Annotated in this window: 29 protein-coding genes; 2 read left to right on the forward strand and 27 right to left on the reverse strand. The window is 44.0% G+C overall.

Features of this window, described 5'->3' with window-relative positions; translation table 11 throughout:
• Positions 1 to 8: 8 nt before the first annotated feature.
• The 26 genes from PSBA01_RS08795 to PSBA01_RS08920 form a co-directional block, all read right to left on the reverse strand.
• The gene (locus tag PSBA01_RS08795; RefSeq protein ID WP_186473967.1) at positions 9 to 485 is read right to left on the reverse strand and encodes a DUF2514 family protein; all 477 of its coding nucleotides are present in this window, start codon (positions 483 to 485) and stop codon (positions 9 to 11) included.
• Positions 486 to 501: 16 nt separating this feature from the next.
• The gene (locus PSBA01_RS13390) at positions 502 to 567 is read right to left on the reverse strand and encodes a GpE family phage tail protein (protein WP_248842590.1); all 66 of its coding nucleotides are present in this window, start codon (positions 565 to 567) and stop codon (positions 502 to 504) included.
• Positions 568 to 626: 59 nt separating this feature from the next.
• Complete coding sequence (locus tag PSBA01_RS08805; protein ID WP_228724548.1) at positions 627 to 1,034, reverse strand: phage tail assembly protein; 408 nt, start codon at positions 1,032 to 1,034, stop codon at positions 627 to 629.
• A gap of 171 nt (positions 1,035 to 1,205) precedes the next feature.
• Positions 1,206 to 1,721 (reverse strand): phage major tail tube protein, encoded by a 516-nt coding sequence (locus tag PSBA01_RS08810; RefSeq protein ID WP_186473969.1) that lies wholly within the window; start codon positions 1,719 to 1,721, stop codon positions 1,206 to 1,208.
• A gap of 55 nt (positions 1,722 to 1,776) precedes the next feature.
• Positions 1,777 to 2,376 carry a phage tail sheath C-terminal domain-containing protein gene (locus tag PSBA01_RS08815; protein WP_186473970.1) on the reverse strand — a complete coding sequence of 200 codons (600 nt, stop codon included), beginning with the start codon at positions 2,374 to 2,376 and terminating at the stop codon, positions 1,777 to 1,779.
• 12 nt (positions 2,377 to 2,388) lie between these two features.
• Positions 2,389 to 2,973 carry a hypothetical protein gene (locus PSBA01_RS08820; protein ID WP_186473971.1) on the reverse strand — a complete coding sequence of 195 codons (585 nt, stop codon included), beginning with the start codon at positions 2,971 to 2,973 and terminating at the stop codon, positions 2,389 to 2,391.
• On the reverse strand, positions 2,973 to 3,926 hold the full coding sequence (locus PSBA01_RS08825) for a hypothetical protein (protein ID WP_186473972.1): 954 nt from the start codon (positions 3,924 to 3,926) through the stop codon (positions 2,973 to 2,975). The genes PSBA01_RS08820 and PSBA01_RS08825 overlap by 1 nt, the downstream gene beginning before the upstream one ends.
• Position 3,927: 1 nt before the next feature.
• Positions 3,928 to 4,161, reverse strand: coding sequence for a hypothetical protein (locus PSBA01_RS08830; RefSeq protein WP_186473973.1), 234 nt, complete (start codon positions 4,159 to 4,161; stop codon positions 3,928 to 3,930).
• A 179-nt stretch (positions 4,162 to 4,340) separates the two neighbouring features.
• Positions 4,341 to 4,892: a hypothetical protein gene (locus PSBA01_RS08835; protein WP_186473974.1), complete on the reverse strand. Its 552-nt coding sequence runs from the start codon at positions 4,890 to 4,892 to the stop codon at positions 4,341 to 4,343.
• Positions 4,893 to 4,917: 25 nt separating this feature from the next.
• Complete coding sequence (locus tag PSBA01_RS08840) at positions 4,918 to 5,895, reverse strand: phage tail protein (protein ID WP_186473975.1); 978 nt, start codon at positions 5,893 to 5,895, stop codon at positions 4,918 to 4,920.
• A 37-nt stretch (positions 5,896 to 5,932) separates the two neighbouring features.
• Entirely contained in the window at positions 5,933 to 6,382 is a 450-nt protein-coding gene (locus PSBA01_RS08845) for a hypothetical protein (RefSeq protein WP_186473976.1), read from the reverse strand.
• A 30-nt stretch (positions 6,383 to 6,412) separates the two neighbouring features.
• On the reverse strand, positions 6,413 to 6,940 hold the full coding sequence (locus tag PSBA01_RS08850) for a phage tail protein I (RefSeq protein ID WP_186473978.1): 528 nt from the start codon (positions 6,938 to 6,940) through the stop codon (positions 6,413 to 6,415).
• Entirely contained in the window at positions 6,933 to 7,877 is a 945-nt protein-coding gene (locus PSBA01_RS08855; protein WP_186473980.1) for a baseplate assembly protein, read from the reverse strand. The genes PSBA01_RS08850 and PSBA01_RS08855 overlap by 8 nt, the downstream gene beginning before the upstream one ends.
• Positions 7,874 to 8,239 carry a GPW/gp25 family protein gene (locus PSBA01_RS08860; RefSeq protein WP_186473981.1) on the reverse strand — a complete coding sequence of 122 codons (366 nt, stop codon included), beginning with the start codon at positions 8,237 to 8,239 and terminating at the stop codon, positions 7,874 to 7,876. The genes PSBA01_RS08855 and PSBA01_RS08860 overlap by 4 nt, the downstream gene beginning before the upstream one ends.
• Complete coding sequence (locus tag PSBA01_RS08865; protein WP_186473982.1) at positions 8,236 to 8,796, reverse strand: phage baseplate assembly protein V; 561 nt, start codon at positions 8,794 to 8,796, stop codon at positions 8,236 to 8,238. The genes PSBA01_RS08860 and PSBA01_RS08865 overlap by 4 nt, the downstream gene beginning before the upstream one ends.
• A 105-nt stretch (positions 8,797 to 8,901) precedes the next feature.
• Positions 8,902 to 9,240: a hypothetical protein gene (locus PSBA01_RS08870; RefSeq protein WP_186473983.1), complete on the reverse strand. Its 339-nt coding sequence runs from the start codon at positions 9,238 to 9,240 to the stop codon at positions 8,902 to 8,904.
• A 41-nt stretch (positions 9,241 to 9,281) separates the two neighbouring features.
• Positions 9,282 to 9,458 (reverse strand): hypothetical protein, encoded by a 177-nt coding sequence (locus PSBA01_RS08875; RefSeq protein WP_186473984.1) that lies wholly within the window; start codon positions 9,456 to 9,458, stop codon positions 9,282 to 9,284.
• 3 nt (positions 9,459 to 9,461) lie between these two features.
• Positions 9,462 to 9,902: a phage virion morphogenesis protein gene (locus PSBA01_RS08880; RefSeq protein ID WP_186473985.1), complete on the reverse strand. Its 441-nt coding sequence runs from the start codon at positions 9,900 to 9,902 to the stop codon at positions 9,462 to 9,464.
• A complete protein-coding gene (locus PSBA01_RS08885) occupies positions 9,899 to 10,306 on the reverse strand; it encodes a phage tail protein (protein WP_186473986.1) in 408 nt (135 codons plus the stop codon). The genes PSBA01_RS08880 and PSBA01_RS08885 overlap by 4 nt, the downstream gene beginning before the upstream one ends.
• On the reverse strand, positions 10,303 to 10,893 hold the full coding sequence (locus tag PSBA01_RS08890; protein ID WP_186473987.1) for an N-acetylmuramidase family protein: 591 nt from the start codon (positions 10,891 to 10,893) through the stop codon (positions 10,303 to 10,305). Before PSBA01_RS08890 ends, PSBA01_RS08885 begins: the two co-directional genes overlap by 4 nt.
• A gap of 324 nt (positions 10,894 to 11,217) precedes the next feature.
• A complete protein-coding gene (locus tag PSBA01_RS08895; RefSeq protein WP_186473988.1) occupies positions 11,218 to 11,685 on the reverse strand; it encodes a hypothetical protein in 468 nt (155 codons plus the stop codon).
• A 1-nt stretch (position 11,686) separates the two neighbouring features.
• A complete protein-coding gene (locus PSBA01_RS08900; RefSeq protein WP_186473990.1) occupies positions 11,687 to 11,911 on the reverse strand; it encodes a tail protein X in 225 nt (74 codons plus the stop codon).
• Positions 11,908 to 12,348, reverse strand: a complete 441-nt coding sequence (locus tag PSBA01_RS08905) for a head completion/stabilization protein (protein WP_186473992.1) — start codon at positions 12,346 to 12,348, stop codon at positions 11,908 to 11,910. Before PSBA01_RS08905 ends, PSBA01_RS08900 begins: the two co-directional genes overlap by 4 nt.
• 100 nt (positions 12,349 to 12,448) lie before the next feature.
• Positions 12,449 to 13,186 (reverse strand): phage terminase small subunit, encoded by a 738-nt coding sequence (gene gpM / locus PSBA01_RS08910; RefSeq protein WP_186473993.1) that lies wholly within the window; start codon positions 13,184 to 13,186, stop codon positions 12,449 to 12,451.
• Positions 13,187 to 14,188 carry a P2 family phage major capsid protein gene (locus tag PSBA01_RS08915; RefSeq protein ID WP_186473994.1) on the reverse strand — a complete coding sequence of 334 codons (1,002 nt, stop codon included), beginning with the start codon at positions 14,186 to 14,188 and terminating at the stop codon, positions 13,187 to 13,189.
• 41 nt (positions 14,189 to 14,229) lie between these two features.
• Positions 14,230 to 15,114, reverse strand: coding sequence for a GPO family capsid scaffolding protein (locus PSBA01_RS08920; RefSeq protein ID WP_186473995.1), 885 nt, complete (start codon positions 15,112 to 15,114; stop codon positions 14,230 to 14,232).
• Positions 15,115 to 15,280: 166 nt separating this feature from the next.
• On the opposite strand from PSBA01_RS08920, the gene PSBA01_RS08925 reads away from it, so the two are divergent.
• Both PSBA01_RS08925 and PSBA01_RS08930 read left to right on the forward strand, forming a co-directional pair.
• Positions 15,281 to 17,083, forward strand: a complete 1,803-nt coding sequence (locus PSBA01_RS08925) for a terminase large subunit domain-containing protein (protein ID WP_186473996.1) — start codon at positions 15,281 to 15,283, stop codon at positions 17,081 to 17,083.
• A complete protein-coding gene (locus PSBA01_RS08930; RefSeq protein WP_186473997.1) occupies positions 17,080 to 18,087 on the forward strand; it encodes a phage portal protein in 1,008 nt (335 codons plus the stop codon). Before PSBA01_RS08925 ends, PSBA01_RS08930 begins: the two co-directional genes overlap by 4 nt.
• An 856-nt stretch (positions 18,088 to 18,943) precedes the next feature.
• Here PSBA01_RS08930 and PSBA01_RS08935 read toward each other — a convergent pair.
• Positions 18,944 to 19,675 carry a hypothetical protein gene (locus PSBA01_RS08935; RefSeq protein WP_228724549.1) on the reverse strand — a complete coding sequence of 244 codons (732 nt, stop codon included), beginning with the start codon at positions 19,673 to 19,675 and terminating at the stop codon, positions 18,944 to 18,946.
• Between the last annotated feature and the right edge of the window lie 118 nt (positions 19,676 to 19,793).

The following is a 19,793-nucleotide window of genomic DNA, read 5'->3' on the forward strand; positions in this document are numbered from 1 at the left end:
TTTGTTAATTACTTGTTTGCGTTGGCGTCTTGGAGGGTTCGGATGTCGTTGACGTGTCCATCAGCCGCTTTTGCCAGTTCGATATATCTTGCTGTGCTTTCTTTGAATAAGATTGAGAGGGTAGCGGCGTAGTCAGCGCGGGCTGCGCTGTTTTCACGGGCAATACTGGTGTTGAGGCGGTCAACGGTTTGGTGCAACCGCTCGTTAGCGCGGTTAGTATTAGCAACGTCCACAGCGATAGCTGCTTCGCGCGCTTGGCTATCGTTAATAGCTTGAATAACTTGCTCATGGCTCTGCCTTTCTATTTTGCGCGCGCGTACTTCATAAGCAGCGCGTTCAGTGGTTAGCGTCAGCTCGTGCTCGGTTTTTATATGTTCGATAGATTGTACTAGCGTATAGACAGAAAACAGCGCAAAGACAAAAAGAGACGACAGCACGAATATGACAATTTCTCTCCAGAATTTTGCTAGTAGAATTGCATTCATGGTTATCGCCTCTTAGTTATTTGTCAGTCTCACTACGTTTACGCGCCTTGTCATGCCAATCCATTAACTCATCAATATCCATATCATCGCAGTCTGATGGCCGCCAGTGAAATACGACGGCCAGATCAGCAATGACATCGTCTACGCTGTGTGGGATGCCTCGGTTTTCGCGCTCTCGGCCTCTTGCCGTGCTTTCTCCCGTTGCTCCTTGCTGGCGAAAAAACCGACCACCGCTGTAGATAGGCTTAAAAAGTCAGTAGGATCTAAGGCCGCAACTTCGTGTTCTGCTAGTGGTGGCGTGCTGACACGCGGTACAAGCTTGATGACGGTATCAACGTCAAGTTTGAGTAAGTCAGATAGAGATAGGCCGCGTAGTGCACCGGTCTTTGGTTTATTGATATTGACTTCACTGATCGTCATGTCGCCACGTACGATTGGCGTATCAAATTCAACGGTTTCAATATCGGGGTTGGTTGGCATTGGTGCCGGGGTAGTGGCGTCTTTTTTCTTTAATTCTGTAATAGCTGCAGCTGAAGTTTCGGTGCTCATAATAGTTGTCCTGGTATATGTGGTTTTTTAATAAAAGTAATGTTAAAAAATTGGCCATGTTTGGATGGCAATGAATCTGTTCACTGCCTGAAGATCGTCGCCTTGGTGAGCCGTCACCTCACCAACTAGCTAATCGCCATTTATCCAAACACTGACGGCTGGCCAAAAGCGTTATAAACCTAATCTAGTGTTAATCTCGCTAGTCATATCTTTGTCGCCGACGATATAAATACCGTTTACAAGGTCAATTTCGAGCAGTGTTGCACCGTCATCGACGACCTTTAGATAAGTAACACTGTATGTCAGCTCTTGCTCATTGATATTGCCAAGCTCCATCTCACCTAGCGGTAAGTTGGTCACTGAACCGCGCATATAGACGTCACGTACCACATGAGTACAAGTGTCTTGACGTTCATAAGCACCTAAGAATCGAATAGGTAGATCACTAACACCGCAATATGTCAGCTGCGTTATATGACGCGCGTCGACACCGGTATAGTTAATTGTCGACTCCATGGCTTCAAAGCCAAGGTCTAATTTGATATCGCCAATCATTCCCGCGGCGCGATATTCTTCAGTCTTTTTTACGATTTCGGGTAGCTTGATAGTTTTCGCAGTACCGGCATGGCTATCACCGTCTACGCGGACGTTGAAGTTCTTGAGTACTGCAGGCAGTTGTTTTGCCATAGTGTTTGTCCTTTTAGTTATCAACTTAGCTATACAGCTCAGTTATGCAGCTTGGTTATGTGGCCTGAGCGATGAGTTTGCCAAAGTCCACTAGGTAGCGGTCGGTGATACGTTGATTAAGTCGTAGATTTTCAAGCGTTGGCACTGGGGTATAGTCGTAATCAACGTAGAGCAAACCTTGGCTTAGATCTTGCGGATTGTTTAGGTCTGGGTTATACCAGACTGATGCACCGATCAACCAACCTTTTGCGACGGTCGCACGTAGCTTGGCATTGATGCTATCGATGATGTCTTGTACCAGCACTGGCGTCATCGGCTGGTCAACGAATGGCATGCAGCCATTGATGATCGTATCTAGCATCCATTGTGCTGTGAGCACCGCAGTTTCAAATGCAAAACGTGGATCTGCTGAGCAAGTGCGGTTACCCCAGAAGCGAAAACCCTCGTGCTGAATGACTGATGTCACGTCATTAGCATTAAGATAACCGACTTCGGTATTAGGATCTTCTAGATCCCAAGTCCGCGGCTGCTTGATACCAGGTACGCCGGGCACGGGCACATTAGAGATGGATTTGGTAAAGCTCGCTGGGTTGGTTTCATCGATAAGCGCGCGCATTGCGAGGGCTGTTGCGATGATTGGGGTTGGGTTGGTCATAATTTTCCCTTATTAATTGGTTAGGAATAGAAATCGGTTTGCCGTGCTCATGCCAATATTAAATAGCTCAAGCGGCTCATCATTTGACTTAGTAGTGTCAGTTAGCAGTACATGCTCAGCGCTATATCGCTCACGCTGGAGGCGGTAGCACAGACGATTGTGATCAGTCACATAAGCAAAAATAATGTCACTGTTGCCGATGTTAAATTTACGCTTATCATCAAGCGACAGGCGCGGATTAGTGATATCGACATACTCTGTAATCACGTTTTGCGATTGCGATGAGTCGTACCAGTACAGCTTTGCAATACCGTCTTCGACATACGCGATGGTCGGGCGCATGTTTTGGTCAAACGTAAACGACATCTCAGTCACACTACCTGTAAAAGCTAGTACTGAAATAGGCTCAGCATCCATACGCTGTAAATAGATAGTATTACCCTGAATGTAGCCGTACCAGTAGTACCGCATAGGTTCGCTGGTGTCAGATAGGGCGATACCGCCAAGCTCCCAACACTTTGTCGCTGTCTGTGACTTATTGCGAGGTGGCAAAAACGAGGCACTATCAAGCTCAGTCAGTGTGTTTTCGGGCAACATTAGAGTTCGCCCTCATAGCGTCCCCAGCTAAATTCGAGCGGGATAGATAACGTATCTTTATTGGTCTTAACAATAGGGCTGTCATCTGCAACTGACCCGAAACGGATTTGAAAAGGGATGAATGGATTCCAGATACTATAATGACTAGTGATGACTCTAATACCCATATTTGCCTGAGTAAGCGAAAAGTTAATTGTAGCCACTCGTTTAAAGCTGCCAGCCACATAAGCAGACATTGACGATGGTACGGTTATTTCAGGCCTTTGGTTGTCTGTTGTTATAGGCAAAAAGTCAGATGTTTGCGCGGTTACTTTTGTAAGTTCCGTCAAACAAATACTAACACTGCCATTGACTGAGCCAACGGCGAACGGTCTAACTGTTGCGTTATACGGGACTGCATTTCCTGCGCCGTCATTCACATTTATAGTAAAGTTTTGGTCACTTATATCGATCACCTTGTACAACTTGTAAAAAACATCTAGGGTTTCACCTGACTTTACGGTTATAGATGTTGCATTGCCCGAACTATCTTTAATAAGTGCTCGTGTTGTTAAGTAATAATCACTAATAGTCGGACTGGTTGAACCTGCGCTTTTTGCGCTTACTAATCCGACTTCGCTAATATTTGCATTATCTAACCCGGTAAAACGATATTGTTTTAGCTCTGACGTGACATATAAATCATTGCCATTGTCGGTATAAGACAGTTCTTTTGATGCTGCAATGCTATCCGTTATTTTTAGGGGGCTATCTAAAGATACCTGTGTAACCGTGGGTGTGCTATTACCACTCCCTATAATGCAATGCTGGTTTATGATTGTGCCGAAAGATCCGCCAAAAAAATCCAAACCCTGATTTAGAATTAAGTTTTTTTGAAAGCCTGTGTCAATTTTTGTCGTACCATCAGCTCGAGTTACTACAACTTTAAACTCACCTGCTATACCTAAGTGCATTTTATACCCCTTTTATCAATGTTATGTCTAATGGCTTAACGGACGGCATATAAGCGTCACCGTCATTTGTTGTTTGCTCAATCAAAACCCGTTTTAGCGTTATATCCAATGGCTTAACGCTTGGTTTATAAGCGTCACCGTCGATATTCTTACTCATGAGTAGCGACTTCAGCGTAATATCAAGCGGTTTGACTGACGGCTGATAAGCGTCGCCGTCATCAATATTTTTATTCATAAGCAGTGAGCGTAATGTAATATCGAGCGGCTTAACGCTTGGCTGGTACGCATCACTGTCAATCGTTGTGTCTTTTAGTATCTGCTTGAGCGTGATGTTTAACGGCTTAACTGTGGGCTGATAAGCATCTTCTTTTTCGACCAGCGCTGGGTATGGCTTACTTGCCCATAGCCGCCGTGTTACTTTTTTTTAGCTTGTGGCACACCCCACTCACCATCGATGATGCAAAGCTCACGGTCACCATAAGTATCACGATACGCAACGATTTCAGCTTTATCTGTGATTAGCGCTCCATCAGCAGTACGCGGAGACGCATAGACCATAGCTCGGCGCTTTTTAGCGATAGAAACCAGCTTTAGTACGACTTCAGGCGTGTCGATTTCAGGTGCGCCTAGTCGCTTAGGCATCAGTCCAAAGCGACTAGGACAAGTCAACAGTACATCAAGCGAGTCTACATTAAGCGGCTCAGTCACTCGCAATACAACGACAGTCGGATTATGTATGTCGCGTATTCCCTGCAATACATTCCGTAGCGTGCCATCTTCGCCGGCTTTATCGATATTATCTTGAGTAATCCCAGTCAGCAGTACCGGCGTATCAAGGGGGTACATGGTGTCATCAGCGTCTGTGCTAGTGACAACGATACCTAAAGTGCTGACGTTGGCGTTACGCATTGGCAAGATGCCTTGAGTCAGCTCTTGTGCTGATATGCCGTGATGAAATGCTGTCATTTGGTGTATCCTTATTTGAAGTTAATTAAGCAGTACGAAGCCAGTGAGCCACGACTTTAGAGGGCTGAATATTGTTGTGCGCTTCTCCGCCGCCAGTGTTGCCGACATAGCCTGAATCTTTTTCGCCTGTGGCATCAACGGGTCTATCAGTTTCTTGTGAGTCATCATGACTGACTCTAGTTCGTGCAGATATGCCTAAGTCATGAGCGTGGCTTGGGATTTGTTCAATCGTCAACGTGTGCTTATTTTCACCAAACTCATTGCCGATAGTTTTGTAGCTATCAGGATCATCAGCGCTAGTAGAAAGACCAACGAGCGTGCGGCCTTCAGCGTAACGTTCCCAATCACCATAGCCGTGATGCAAGGCGACCGCGGCGGCATCAGCATGATCGATAGTGGTCGTATAAATATCGCCGACTTTAATAGGCTTGAGATTAAATAAGATTTCTATCCAATCTTGCAGCTCTTTAATATCCTTATCGTTAGTCTCTTTGAGCGTATACTGAGTATGAGGGTTTGCATCATCTAAATGACTAAGTGGCACAAACGTATCTGACGACCATTGGCGCGTAGCAGTGACTACATTGGCGTCAATAACTAAGCTAACGTCAGGGTTGTCAATACTGATAACGGCTTTGATACGATAGTCAACGGCTGCAGTAGAGTTCGCAGCAGGCTTTTGAACTTCGGGTAATTGACCAACCCAAATTAGATCGCCGTCGCTATCAATGAGTCCAAGCTCACGAATAGTCCAACCGCCTTGATTCGGTGGTACGATACAAACGATCTCATATTGTCCTGAGACCGTTGTTGGGGTGACGCTACCAACAAGTCCTTGATAGCGCTTACTGACGAGCACTTGCTCATCAAGTCGCTGACTAAAGTCAACATCAATACCTTGACCAATGACAAACTCGGTAATACTTAAAGAGACGCTGCCTGTATTAGCAGCGGCTGCAATCTTCTGTTTGCCTATGGTTGTCAGTAAAAGCTGGTAGCTCATCATGTCGCCCTTGGTAGTAGTTACAAGTAAGTAGACGTTAAAGCTCGAAAGCGCCACCGTTTTCCGGTGCGACCGTAGTTTGAATGCGATCGATATCAGCACCGTCAAATACAATGACGCTATCTAACTTTTTAATAGCGAAAAGAACTGGCTTATCTGCTTCTACTGCCAATACACGCTTAGTAGCCTGAGTATAGTCAACAACATCTTCAGGCTTTAGCAGCGCATAAACATTAAGGTTCGTAGCGACGTTACTAATAACCTCGACGTGTACAGTATCGAATCGAGTGCGCAGTAAGGCGGGATCAAAGATAACGTCAACCGCTGTTCGCGCCGCACCATCATTGATCAGTAACGCTAAGTGACTAGCAGTCGCAATACCGCTATCCTCTGGCATCTTAAAGTCAACGACAAACTTGCCGTCAGCGTTAGCTGTAGGATTGGAGATAGTTTTGGTTAAGCCTTGAGGCTGTTCGATATTTGGCATAGTAATTGTCCTAGTAGTAGTTAATAAAAGTTAGTTAGTAACAGTAATCTCGACGGCGACAACAGGCACAGCATAAGCGGCGACAGTAGAGTAAGCGGCCGAACCAAAATAAATACTGTAATGAGCTGATAAGCGTTTTACCGCGTCGACAACAGCGCGAACTTGTCTGACTGAGTCAGTTACTTTGCTATTACTCGGAGTGACTGAGATACTAAAAGTGCCCGGCACTCCTTTTGGATTAGTCTCGAACCATTCTGTTACGGTTGTACTGTAATTAATTGCGGCTAAGGCTCGCTTGACAGCATCCAAAGTACCTTTGCGCTGGTGTACTGATATGGAATTACGAATAACATTGCGCTGAGTTTCAATAGACCAATTATCGTTCCACTCATCGACTGACCACGCATAAGCCAAAAATGGCAAATACTCAATAGGGCAGCTATCAGCATCCCAAATCAAACTGAAAGGCACATCTATCGACTCAAGACGCGTTGTAAATGTTGCAAGCTCACGCTCAAGCGGCTGACTGTTAGCGGGGAGTAGTGACAAATCAGTCATTACTGCTCACCGCCTTAATATCAAAGCTAGTGCAATGCGCTACTTGAGATATATTGACCAGGACATCAGATGCCGGATTAACTAACTCGATACGACTAACACCATTAACATCCAATGCACCAATAATTCGGCTGGTCGCAATGCGGCGTCCTGGTTTAAATTCGGATCGTAAGTAGGCGCGTAGAGCAGCCAAACCTTGATCTAATATCAACTGCGGACTGATACCCGCTTTAATATAAATTACCGCTTCTATCTGATAAGCCTTGGCAGTAGCGCCATGAACTCGCACCAAGTCAGTTAAAGGGCGCACATCATCAGCAGTCAGTGTTGCTGCTACATCGTTGATAGCTGCTTGACTTACTCCTACCGTCTTGTTTGCTTGCTCAAGTACGTCACCGTCAATTTGTCCGGATAAATAGATATCAACTTCAGTGGGCGCTGGGCTATGCACGGTCGCATTAAACACTTCAGAACTAGCAGATAACGCATGAAACAAATAAGCACCCGCGCTACCAGCCTTTGTTTCAGCTTCTACTGATAAAGCCAAGCGATCACGATAAGCGGTATCATCTTCTAATATCTCAGGCGTAACTGGATTAGTCGTTAAGTTTTCAAACTGTAAAACTTTGCGCTGTACGCGGTAATAAGTCACACCGATATGATCTAGATCGGCGCCATTGGCATAAGCAAGCATCAAGCTACGCGCGGTACGATTAATTTCGCTGACTTTCAAGCTATAGCGATATGCTAAAACTTCTAAGATTTTATTAACCGGCTCTGACTCTAACGCCAACGCTTCGTGTATAGGGTGGTTTTGCGGAAACTTGGCAGCAAACTCAGCTCTAATCTCGGCAAGCTCAACTTCAGGGGCGATTGGTTTGATTAGGTTTGGCGGCGGTAAGCCTTGTAGATTAATCGCGGTAAATACACTGTTCATGTAGCACCTCGCACTAGTGACAATGAGGTAGTCAACGTTGAATTATCAGCGCGGCGCATTTCAATCAATGTATTCCAACCGCTATTAATGCCATCGTTAATTAGAGACAAGCTGACCTTGCTAACTTTAATCCTCGGCTCCCAGCGGATAAGTGCGGTGGCCGTGGCCGCCATAAGTTTCAACCGCGTAGCGTCATTTGCAGGAGCGTCGATTAAGAAGGGTAAAAGACTGCCATATTCGCGGCGCATTAATCTGGTACCCAATGGCGTAGTCAAAATGTCATGTATTGACTGACGCAGATGTTTATCTTGATCGAGTAATTGACCATTTGTGCGTGACATGCCGGTTGCATAATTATTCATACAGGATCACCAGACGTACCAGATCCATTCTCAACATTTTTGTGACCGTGTTTGCTTAGTTTGATATCTTTTGCATACACTTCGTCGTCTGATTTAATGGCTTCTTTTGCGTGGATACCTTTATCAACTTGCAGACTGCCGGTCATACGCGTGTTTGGTGTATCCAGCACAACGCTGGTTTTTGACTTGATGAGAGTCTCACTGATATGCATTGTGAGTTGGCTTTTAACCACATCAATACTGCAAAAGTCAGTGTCGTTATAACGGATGCGGATTTCATTAGGATTGGTACTCGGACTTGGATGTTGATCACTGTAAATGCTAATAATAGGTATGGCATTCGCTAATTCACCGCTAGGCGAACCTAATAAATACTGTTCACCGATACTCGGACAGCGCCAAGCGCTAATTGAGCCGGCTGCTATGGCAGGGATATTTATCCAGTCGGTTTCGTTATCACCAACGGCCAGACGCATCAAAGCTTGATCGGCATCAATCTCAGTGACTGTGCCGATGGTCAAGATATTATGTAAGCGTCGTTGGTCTTCTGCATTCATAGCTATAGTCTGTATGAGACTAATAACGCATGCATCTAATAACTATCCGTAAGTGTGATTTGCGGATATAAAAAGCCCCGCACAGTGGCGGGGAGAGGAAAGGGGTTAATAGTACAGATCGTAAATAATGGGAAACAAATCTCTTTGATGTATATATCTGACAGTATTTTGGCGTTTATCAACTTCATTATTATCAGCCATTACTATTTCGTAAGGCTCAGATAGATCTGGGTTAATCTTAATTTTTATACCGTACCATTCTTTTGGTCTACCAACATAAGGATTGCGTTTGTATAATTTGTGGTTCGCATATCTATCGTGATAAGAACATAAGCTTTCATATGCATCAGGATGAACCTCAATACAATCGACAGGACGGTTTTGTTTAGAAATCAACTTACTGACATCTTCAAACATCTGGTAGTAATCACTAAGTGCAGTCATGATAAACTCTTATGAAATAAGTTCCATATGAGTATATCAAATTAAACCTTGCGAACGATATTAACTACAAACAACTCGCCTTCATAAAGGGTAGCGTGCTCAAACTCGCTATCAGGTTCGCTCTCGCACCACTCATCAAACTCGTCAATCTTATCGACTGGGACATAATATTTATTACCTTCATAGTCGGTAGTCATTACTACATTTTCGGCAATCACAATCTAATCCTCCAATAAAAAATCTTTAATCTCATTAATAATCAGCTTTTTATCGTCATCTGACCAACCAATAGTTTCACGGACCGCGTAGCGAGTAGGCTTTGAGTTTTCGTTGGGCTTAATCGTTTGGCCAAACTGATGCACTTTCATTACCTCAGCAGTACGGCCGCTAAAGCCAATCTCTGCATGGCGGCTGCTGTACGCTGTTTTTAGCATTTTAGGTAAGCGCTTAAACATCGCGCCGCGTCTAATACTTCCTGCTTGGTCACGCTTACGCGGGGTAAATTTGCGACCATCCGGATCTTTTTGCGCCTTAATGCGACGCTTCCAAGCTGTGCGCATCTTAGTAGAGATACGCCGGTTAAGTTTGCGCTTTTGATTTGCGTCGAGCTGCTGATTTATACGCTCAAGCCACGGTGCTAATTCGTCAAAATTATCACTCATAGTCCGACCGCGTCAGCAATATCTTTGGTCACAAAGTCACCAAGAGCCTCGGACCAAACTTTAGGCGGACATTGATGATAGCTGCCATCTTCACTAATAACGAGCTTGTCCATCAAGCCGATATCAATAGTCAAATCATAAGTTTCAGCATCGATAACTTCACAATCAAAATTCAGATCCGGTACCGGATAACCTTTTGATTCGAACCACTTGCGAATGTAAGTTATCAAGCTAAAGGGATCATTGTCACGGCAATCAATAAATAAAAAGCGAGCGATATAATTAATATCGCCTTTGTTTGACGGTAGCTCACCATTGACTAAAAAAAGATGCACTTTGTCTGCAGTTATCTTCGCTGCAAAATTAGTAAGTAGATCGTCTTTTAGTTGCTGAAGGTATTTCATCTGTATTCAGCCTCTGCAGCTGCTAAGCGACCGTGATAGTTAGACTTATAATAATATTTACCGTTATAACCTTTAGCAAAACCACGCCAATCATCACGCTGAAGCTCGTCAACCAAACCAAAATGTTCAATATAACGACACATAGCTTCTAGTTGTTTAGCTTCTGACTCGTACATATTATTAATGAAGTCTTGGAGTGACAGATAACCAAGCTCTTTCCACCAATAACCCATGACTTGACCAATACCCCAACTACAGGCTTCAAGAGCACTTTCGCGATGATATTCAGCAGCATCAGCCAATCGTTTGACTTGAGCGCTGTATAGTCCGTAACCTCCAGCCACAGTAGCTCTAGGCCAACACAAATCAGGTCTTTCTTTCATGGCGCGGCGGCGTACTGTGTAATAGTAATACTCACCTAATCGATCATAAAAAACATGACGCTCAAAAAGGATGGTAGGGGTGCCATCTTTATTAAATCCATTGTTACGACCTTCAATTTTTCGAATTGCTTTTAACTGAGAGGATCTGACACCTAATTCAGCTGCAGCTTTATCAATATCGGCATCTGTTAAGAACTTACCCATCTTACTCTCCTAGTCTAAAAATATCTTTTAGACGCATATCAAAGTTTTGCTTACGTTTATCGTTATACTCTGAAGTGATAAGACGCCAAGATAAAACCATTGCAGCGACCAGGGTTAAAAACCCGACGCGTACAAACAAGTATTTTAGTTGTAGCTCGTTGCCCGCGATATTTGTATCGTAAGTGAGATAAACAAAACAGACTAAGGAATAGCATGACAACAATCTAAAAGCCCACCATCCCACACTATCGTAGCACCGCGTGCGTATTAGCATAACGAGCAGTAGTGCTGACGTAACGAGCATCAGTATAAGATTAAAAGTAATCATCGTTTATCAACTCCAAGTAAGCGGGCGATCCAGTCTGGTAGTATTTTGACCATCTTTTCAGAATTAACGACAGAGATAACCAATCGTAAAAAGAAATAGCCACCGCATGCCCACAAAAAACTAACCAGTAACACTACGTCATCACTACTATCGATATGACCCATTAGCTCAAGACTACCTCGGGTAAAGAATAGTCCAGCACCAAACCCAAGCAAAACATGACCAATGCTAGTAGCAGAAGGCGGAAACTTTTTATCTTCGCCGAATGCGAGGTAACTACCAATCGCGCCCACAATGGTAGCAAGCAGCATTGATGGGGTGATAAAAGGGAGTGCAGTCGCAATGGTTGTATCCGCGTTTGCATCGAACATTGTGATAAACAACCAAATTGTAATTGCAGCTAACCACCCAGTCGCACAGCCGATACGGAGTAGCCATGTTTTTTTAGTGGTTCTTTTTTTCATATTAATCCCATAGTTTTATAGATGGCGCTGCAGCGATAGCATTATCGTCTGGTAGTTTGATAATGGCGCCAATAGGTAATACTGCTTGCGGCGCATAACTGGGGTTACTATCGATAATCTGAGGCAGCATATCGTTTGAACGGTCTGCATAGATGCGGTACGCAATAGCGTCTAATGTATCGTTTTGAATAGCAGTAATAGTACGCTGATATTTCGTAGACGTCATAGCAGTGCCACGCGGTTGCGGCGTCTGCCTGTCATATCAGCAATGCAATGACTGACAATACGGCGCAGGCGATCAGATTTGGTGAGCTGCACATCTCCACTAATAGCGCCCTGACTCGTTGTGTCATAGTCGACATAATTATCGGCGATAAGCGCCGCAGCTTCATTCATTACAGCGCGTCTATAGGTCCGCTCAAAAACACTGGAGAGAATACGTTTGTCAGATAGATGACGCTGTAGAGTAAGCAAGCTAAAAAAGGAGGTGGGTAATTCGCCATTGACCGTGTCATAAGCATCATTGATATAACCGACGATGCGATCAGAGCCCAGCGTCTTATCAATTCGCATCAGCTGCACCATGTCATCTGTACTGACAGACGGTAGATGAGCATAGTAATTAGGTGCGTTTTGCGTTTGGACTTGTTGATTGATCAACATGGCGTTACCTGCAAATTAAAAAGCGGTGGTCACCTTGCCGCTGCTGTGATGCGATCAGCAAACAACATTGGCGCAGTGAGCCGCTTCCCGGGTGGGGTCGTTACTCCCCAGCTTTTTCAAGCTGAGCGAGGTCTTTTTTGCAGCCGACTTTATCATCAAGCTTAATAGCAATCTTATAAGCATTGATGGCATCGTCTGGCTTAGCATCTTTTAAGCTATCGCCAAGTACGCGGTAGAGTTTAGCGCGGACTTGATCCGGCATATCTTGAGACGTAGTTACTTCGATAGCGCGTTGAACTAAATCAGCGTGCACAGAGACATCAGTGTCTTTTTCGAGAGACAGCATCTCCTCTGCTAACTGTTCAACAAATACAGTCGCTACATCACGAGTAAACGGCTCCGGCATAACAAAATCATTAAGCAGAGCATAAGCAGCGATATCAACAGCGGTTTTAAACTCATGCGTGTCTAAGCACCAGACCATCAGCTTAACTAGCATATCGTCTTGGCTACCGACGCCCTCAGCGATCGTCCCTTCAATCCAAGGAATGTAAAAAGGTAAGAATTCCTTTTTTAACTCCGTCTTATGGCTGATAGATTGAATGTTCGAAAGTTGCTGGTCATCGTTCCAAAACTTGAGCTCGATATTACTACCGGTATCAGGATTTTCGTCATCATTGGATGGCGCATCAGAAACTGGCGTTGACTGACTGACCATCGTTGTACCGGTGCGGCGGCCTAATATCTGAGCTGATAGCCGCGGGTCCGCATTAGCCCGAGCTGCTTTGTTAGCAGCCTGGGTTTTAATAAAGTGAGCGCGTAAAGAATTACTTTTCATTTAAGCCTCCACGACAATGTTTTCAATAAGAGCAGCTTTACGATAATCCTGCACCACGTAGCACTCATTGACTGACTGGTAATCCGTAGTACGATTCCATTCGGGTTCATCGCGTAGATGACGACGTAATGTACCGCGCTGCTGATAGATAGATAGGTTGTCATAACTGGTGATTAGGATGGCACCAGGGATGAAAAACGCTGGGGTGTCTACAGGAAGCGTGCCTAATTGCTTTTTCTGATAGAGCGCGTTTGCAGCTGTCTGATCAGTCGCAGATTGATCGCGGTTGATTAAAGAGATGTATTTGTCAGACACCATGTTGCGATTGGTAATTACGACTAAGTCGTCGGCGTCTTGAAACTCTTCACCGATTAATTCATTAATCGCCATTTCCACCAGCGCATCAATATTCTTAAATTCGTGCGCTGAGCCAATCGAAATACCGTCAATATGACGCTCTGGGCTATAACCGCGAATCTTTTCCAACCAACCAATATTGACGTCCTGCAACTTGGGGTAAAGCGACTTGTTAGAAGTCTTGGCGCGGTGGGTGCCATTGAATCCAATGCGCTGCTTATCTTGAGCGACTGACTTGATGCCCATGTTCGCCATGCGCAGCTGAAAATCAGGAAGATGGCCCCAGTTATCAATAACATCGTAGTCATAAGCAATATCGTAATCAGTGTGAGTACATAAATAGTCGTCAACGCCTTCCACATCACCAAGATGAGTAGGTCGGCGCGGTTGGACACGGGTATCGGTAGTACTAGCAACAGTACGACCATTGCCAAGCGCTAACTTTTGGCCATGAGCTTGCTTTACAGGCTGAACGTTAATGCGTTTCAAAAAGTCGGTTGCTTCTTGATACGCCTCAATCATTTTTTGTTCAGCGGCTGCAGCAACAGTAAACGGTGCCGCAAAGTTCTCACTACCATTTACTCGCGCTACTTGCTTTTTGTAATCTTGCAACGCAAGCGCGGTTACATCATCTAAAACGTACATAGTCGTCCTTATTTAAAATAAAATTAGTGTGCTAGCGCTAATTAAAACGCTGTCAGCTGTCCACCGGTACCAGGGTTCGGAGGCGTGTTCGTAAGATTAACTGCAGGCTCAGATGACAGCTGAGTCTTTAAAGATTCAAACTCGGTCTTTAACTCAGATAACTCAGTTTTGAGCGACTTGTTTTCTTCAATTGCTTTGTCCGCTTTTTGGTTAACTTGGCTAAACGACTCAAGCACAAGATCTTGCTCTTGTTGACTCATACCTGATTTTTTAGATGCGAACATACTCGATAGCTTTTGCAAAAACCCATCTTCATTAGATTTATTATTAAGCTCTTGAGTATCGTCTACTGGTGGCGCGAGCTGCTCAATTTTTTGATCGTCATGTGCGGTTGTTGTTTTATCTTTAGTCATAAGAATAAGCTCTTGATCATTTGGGTTGGTGCGAAGCGCATTGTCTTTGGTACTGAACTTTAGCGGCTCTGTACCTCTGGAAGCTGGCCTATCAGTCACAGCTAGACCCACTAAGTACGCGCGTCCGGTATCAGCGAATTTGGGATAAAACTCGATAGAGGTAAAAATCTTCTTACCTTCTTTATTGGCATCGACCAACGTAGGGAGTACTGACAAAGTGGCATATAAGCACATTAGCTGAACATTAGATCCGTTCTGAACGAATGTCTCTACAGCATGATCAACTTTAATGATGTCACCTAAAGCGCCGTCATTATTACGGCCGTGAAGTCCTGACCAATAATCACTCATGTGCTCACAATTAATACGCGCCGTATATTCGACCGGATCGTATGTTTCTGACATATCAATAATTTGTTCTTGCGATAGCGTGCGGCCGTCAACAGTCTGACCCTCACGGGCGACGCGAAAGCGTTTAACGACTCGTTTACCAGGTAAGGCTGAATCAGGCATAGGTAATCTCAGTTATTAAAGTTGGATAATATGAATTTGATATCTTTAAATAGGCTTTAGTTTGTCGTGTAACACGGCCTACGGGCAACCGAATGTTATCCGTAAGCGCTATTTACGGTCAAAAACCGAGTGGTCGCAAGGGCGGTGAGCTATAAGCTATAGCCTTATGACTACTAAAAAAATAGACACATCAGACGGCGTCAAAACTGACAACCGCGAACGCGCTCGCTTGCTTTATGCGCAAGGACTGAGCGTCACTCAAATATCAAAAGAATTAAATGAAAAGCGCCCAACTGTCGCTAGTTGGAAAAAGCGTGATGCGTGGGTGCGTGCTAGTATTTTTGAGAATGTAGAAGCGGCTATGCAAGCGAGAATGCTTGCATTAATAGGTATGAAAAATAAGGGTAATGCTGAATATAAAGAGTATGACTTCTTTATGAAGCAGCTAGAGCGAACAGCAAAAATAAAGCGCTATAACGAAGGGGGCAATGGGGCTGAATTAAATCCAAACTTATCTAAACGCTACAAAGAAGATCGTAAACCTGCAGTCAAAAACTTATTTACTGAAGAAGAAATCGACGCGCTCGAGGACGCTTTTAAACTACTGATACAGCCGTATAAGTTTCAACAGCGCTGGGTCGAAATATTGGACGGTAATAAGAAGCACCGCGCCGCACGTATCTTTATGATGCTCAAGTCAAGGCAGATTGGTGCTACCTATGTCATCGCAATTTGGGCGCTGATTAACGCGTTACGTACCAAAAAGAATAAGATATTTTTATCAGCAAGTAAGGCGCAGGCTTACCAGTTCATCGAATACATCAAAGCATTTGTATTTGAGGTGCTGGGTCGAAATATTGGCGGGGAGCCAATCGTATTATCGCTTGAAGACAATACGCAAGTTAGTTTGTATTACATGGGAACCAATGCGCTGACAGCGCAAGGACGTCATGGCGACGTCATTATGGATGAGTTCTTTTGGATTCGTAAGTTCAAAGAGTTTCGTGCGGTCGCATCTGGAATGGCATCTCAAAGTCATTTTCAGCAGGTCTATCTATCGACACCAAGCAGTGTCTTGCATGAAGCTTATGCTTTTTGGACGGGTAAGGATGGCGTCAATAAAAAAGATATTGATACCTCGCACAGCGCTTTAAAGTCTGGCCGCTATTGTGATGACGGTAAATGGCGATTAATCGTTACTATCAAAGATGCGATTCGCGGCGGATTTGACAAGCTTGATATTGCGCAGCTGCTACTAGAATACACGCCTGAGCGCTTTGCTAATCTATTCATGTGCGTCTTTCTTGATGATAGCAATAGCTACTTTCCGTTGTCAGTACTGCAACCAAACATGGTAGACAGTTGGCAGATATGGGATGACTTTACCCCAATGGGTAGCAAGAAGTTTGCTAAGCCAGTATGGGTAGGGTATGACCCCAGCTTCACAGGTGACCGTCCAGCATTAGCAGTCATCGCACCGCCAGAAAAAGAAGGTCAGCCATACCGCGTGCTTGAGCGCATCCATCTTGACCACATGCCGCCCCATGTCCAAGCGCAGCATATCAAGAAGATTTGTGAGCGTTATGATGTAGAGTTTCTAGGCATTGATACTACTGGCGCAGGTATATCAGTTGCTGAACACGTTAAAAAATTCTTTCCTAATTATACAGCTATTAACTACAGCGTAGAGAGTAAAACTCGCATGGCGCTGAGAGCAAAAGAGTTGTTCACGCGCCGCAAATTACACTTCGACGCTGGCAGTATTGATATTGCCAAAGCCTTTATAGCTATTAAACAAGCACTGACTGGCAGTCAGCGTCAGATGACGTTTGTTAGCAGTCGATCAAAAGAAACTGGCCACAGCGATGTCGCATGGGCAATCATGAACGCGCTAGAAAAAGCGCCGCTTGCAAGTACAGACCAGATTAATGATGGCGTCAACAAATCACGAATAGGAGTACACAGATGACAGAAACAGTAGCGCCAGATAATACTGGTAAAAAGATAATCATGCACAGCTTTGGTGACCCAGAGCCAGTGCTTGACGGGCGCGGTATGTTTGAGTATGAGTACTGTCCCATGTATCAGCATCATTATGAATATCCGTACGATATTGATGCGGTGGCCAAACTCTATCATGCGACCAGTCATCACACTAGCGCGTTGATTACCAAGAGGAATGTATTAGCCAGTTTATACCGGCCACACCCAAAGCTAAGCCGCCAAGCCTTTATCAGTCTAGTGATTAACTTATTAGTATTTGATAATGCTTACGTACAAGTAGTACGCAATAGACTAGGTGGTATACTGCAGCTACGCCCCAAACTAGCGCGGCATACGCGCAAATCAATACAAGGTGATAGCTATCGTCATGTTGATTATCGTCAAGGCGCATCGATTGAATACAATGAGCAAATCATTCATGTGTACAATCCAGACATCAATCAAGAAATATACGGTGTGCCAGATTATCTAAGCAGTGTTAATGCTATTACTTTGAATGAAGCAGCAACATTATTCCGCCGCCGCTATTATAAGAACGGTGCCCATGCCGGTTATATTTTGCATGTCTCAGATCCGCTATCGACACAGGAAGATGTTGACGACTTGGAGGATGCAGTAAGAGAGTCGAAGGGTGCAGGTAATTTTAAAAACCTATTTATGTACACACCCAATGGCAAAACCGACGGCGTAAAAGTCATCCCCCTAGCAGAGGTCGCCGCCAAAGATGAGTTTGCTAATATCAAAATAGCCTCACGCGATGATACTTTAGCTGGTCACCGAGTACCGCCGCAATTAATGGGAGTGGTACCGAATAACGCAGGCGGCTTTGGTGACGCCAAGAAAGCAGCCGAGGTATTCTACTGGCATGAGATACTCACGCTACAAAATATGCTGCTCGATATCAATGAGCAGGTCGGTGAGATTATTATCTCATTCAATGACTACGAGCTAACTAAACCTGAAAAATAATTATGATCAATACTAAAAAGGCCACTCATATTGAGTGGCCTTTTTTTTGTCACTTGACCATGGCAAAAATCGCTCCCTCCCGCCTGAGCTTTGGATACTTAATGTCTTTATTTTGATGCATCACAAGCCCCCTAGAAAGCCCGTGGTTCAACAATAGATAGATATAACGGTGATGCATAATAATGCGCTATGATGCGGGTTATGCAGCAGAATTAAGGCCTTAGAATATGGTGACGGCACAAAGAAAAGGTAATAAAGGTAATAATTGATAATATTGGTTGTAAGTTATTGATATTAATAGCAAATATTATTACCTCTAAAAGGTAATAAGAGGTAATAAAAAAGGTAACTTTTTAGAAATTATAATAAAAACATATACTTATAACATAGTAGATATTACTTTTTATTAAGGTAACTTATTACTTATATATTACCTTTTTATTACCTTTTGATAAATCGCTACAGGCTATACAGATAAAGGACTATAGAGAATAATATAATAATTATTACCTTTATTACCTTTTTATTTGACTACCTAGAATATATACAGAAAAAAGCTAGATATACTCCGTAGATATATCTGTAGAGATTTATATATAGTATGTGGGCTACTCATGGGCTGATATAATTAACCTATCTTACCGACTACTAGAGCTGTAACCGTTATGCATTAAGGGTTTTAAACCTAAAGCGCTGCAGAGGCTAGCATATTTGGAGGTTTCGAATCTCTCCGTCTCCGCCAAATGCTAAAAAGCCCCAATCATTACTGATTGGGGCTTTTTTTATGGTGTATTTTATGAATACTGGACGACAGGCTCTATAAACCTCATAAAAGATCAAATGATGCGCAGTCCCACTATTTAGCTAATGAATTGCCAAACCTAATGCTTTGATCATCTGCCAATATAAGTGTGCCTTCTTTAATCTCGATCGTCATATCCTTCGTGTTTTTAATGGCACGCATGACATTGATGTCTTCGATACTACTCTCGATAATGATCTTGCCAGATTGTTCTGGCTCGATGGCTGGATCAAATTGTATGAGAGGAACATTGAAGTCTTTGCCTTGTTTCAGGTTGGCGTCTTTCATGGTTAGTGTGCCTTGAAAACTTTGTATTGCAACGTCTCCATGGTTGGATAGCATAAACTGCATTTTGACTTGGTTTAAGCTATCGCTATCACTGGTCTTAATCGGTAAGAGAGCGACAGGATACGTCTGTGCCGTCGCATTTGCTGTTTGACCTTTCACAATAGGACTTTTCTTGCCTGTTGGATTATTAGGATGCAGCCGCTCGTACTCACGCTGTTGTATGAGGGCCTGCTTGATAGTGGTACGCGGCATGGCGCCCGATTCATACGCATCGCTAAGCTTCATGCGTAGCATATATCGACTGAGTAGCTGCTGATCGTCGGCAGGTAATTGCTCAAAAGTCTGTCCCAGTTTTTTTTGCCATTGATCAGAGTCAGTCGGTATGGTTTTTTGGTCTGGATCCGTTTGTGGTGACGAGCAACCCGGTGCTATCGCTAGCATGGCGACTGCCATAGTCAGACACAACGTTTTATAAAAATGCTGCTGTAACCCCATCATCGTACCTCTCCTTATACATTTTCATCCTCATATTGAAATTGAGGATGCACCCCAATCATTGCGACTATTTTCTTAATATACCGTGTTTGGGAACAGGTTTTGTTTAGTTATCGCTAAC

The organism is Psychrobacter sp. KCTC 72983, assembly GCF_014280455.1.
Lineage (GTDB): Bacteria > Pseudomonadota > Gammaproteobacteria > Pseudomonadales > Moraxellaceae > Psychrobacter > Psychrobacter pacificensis.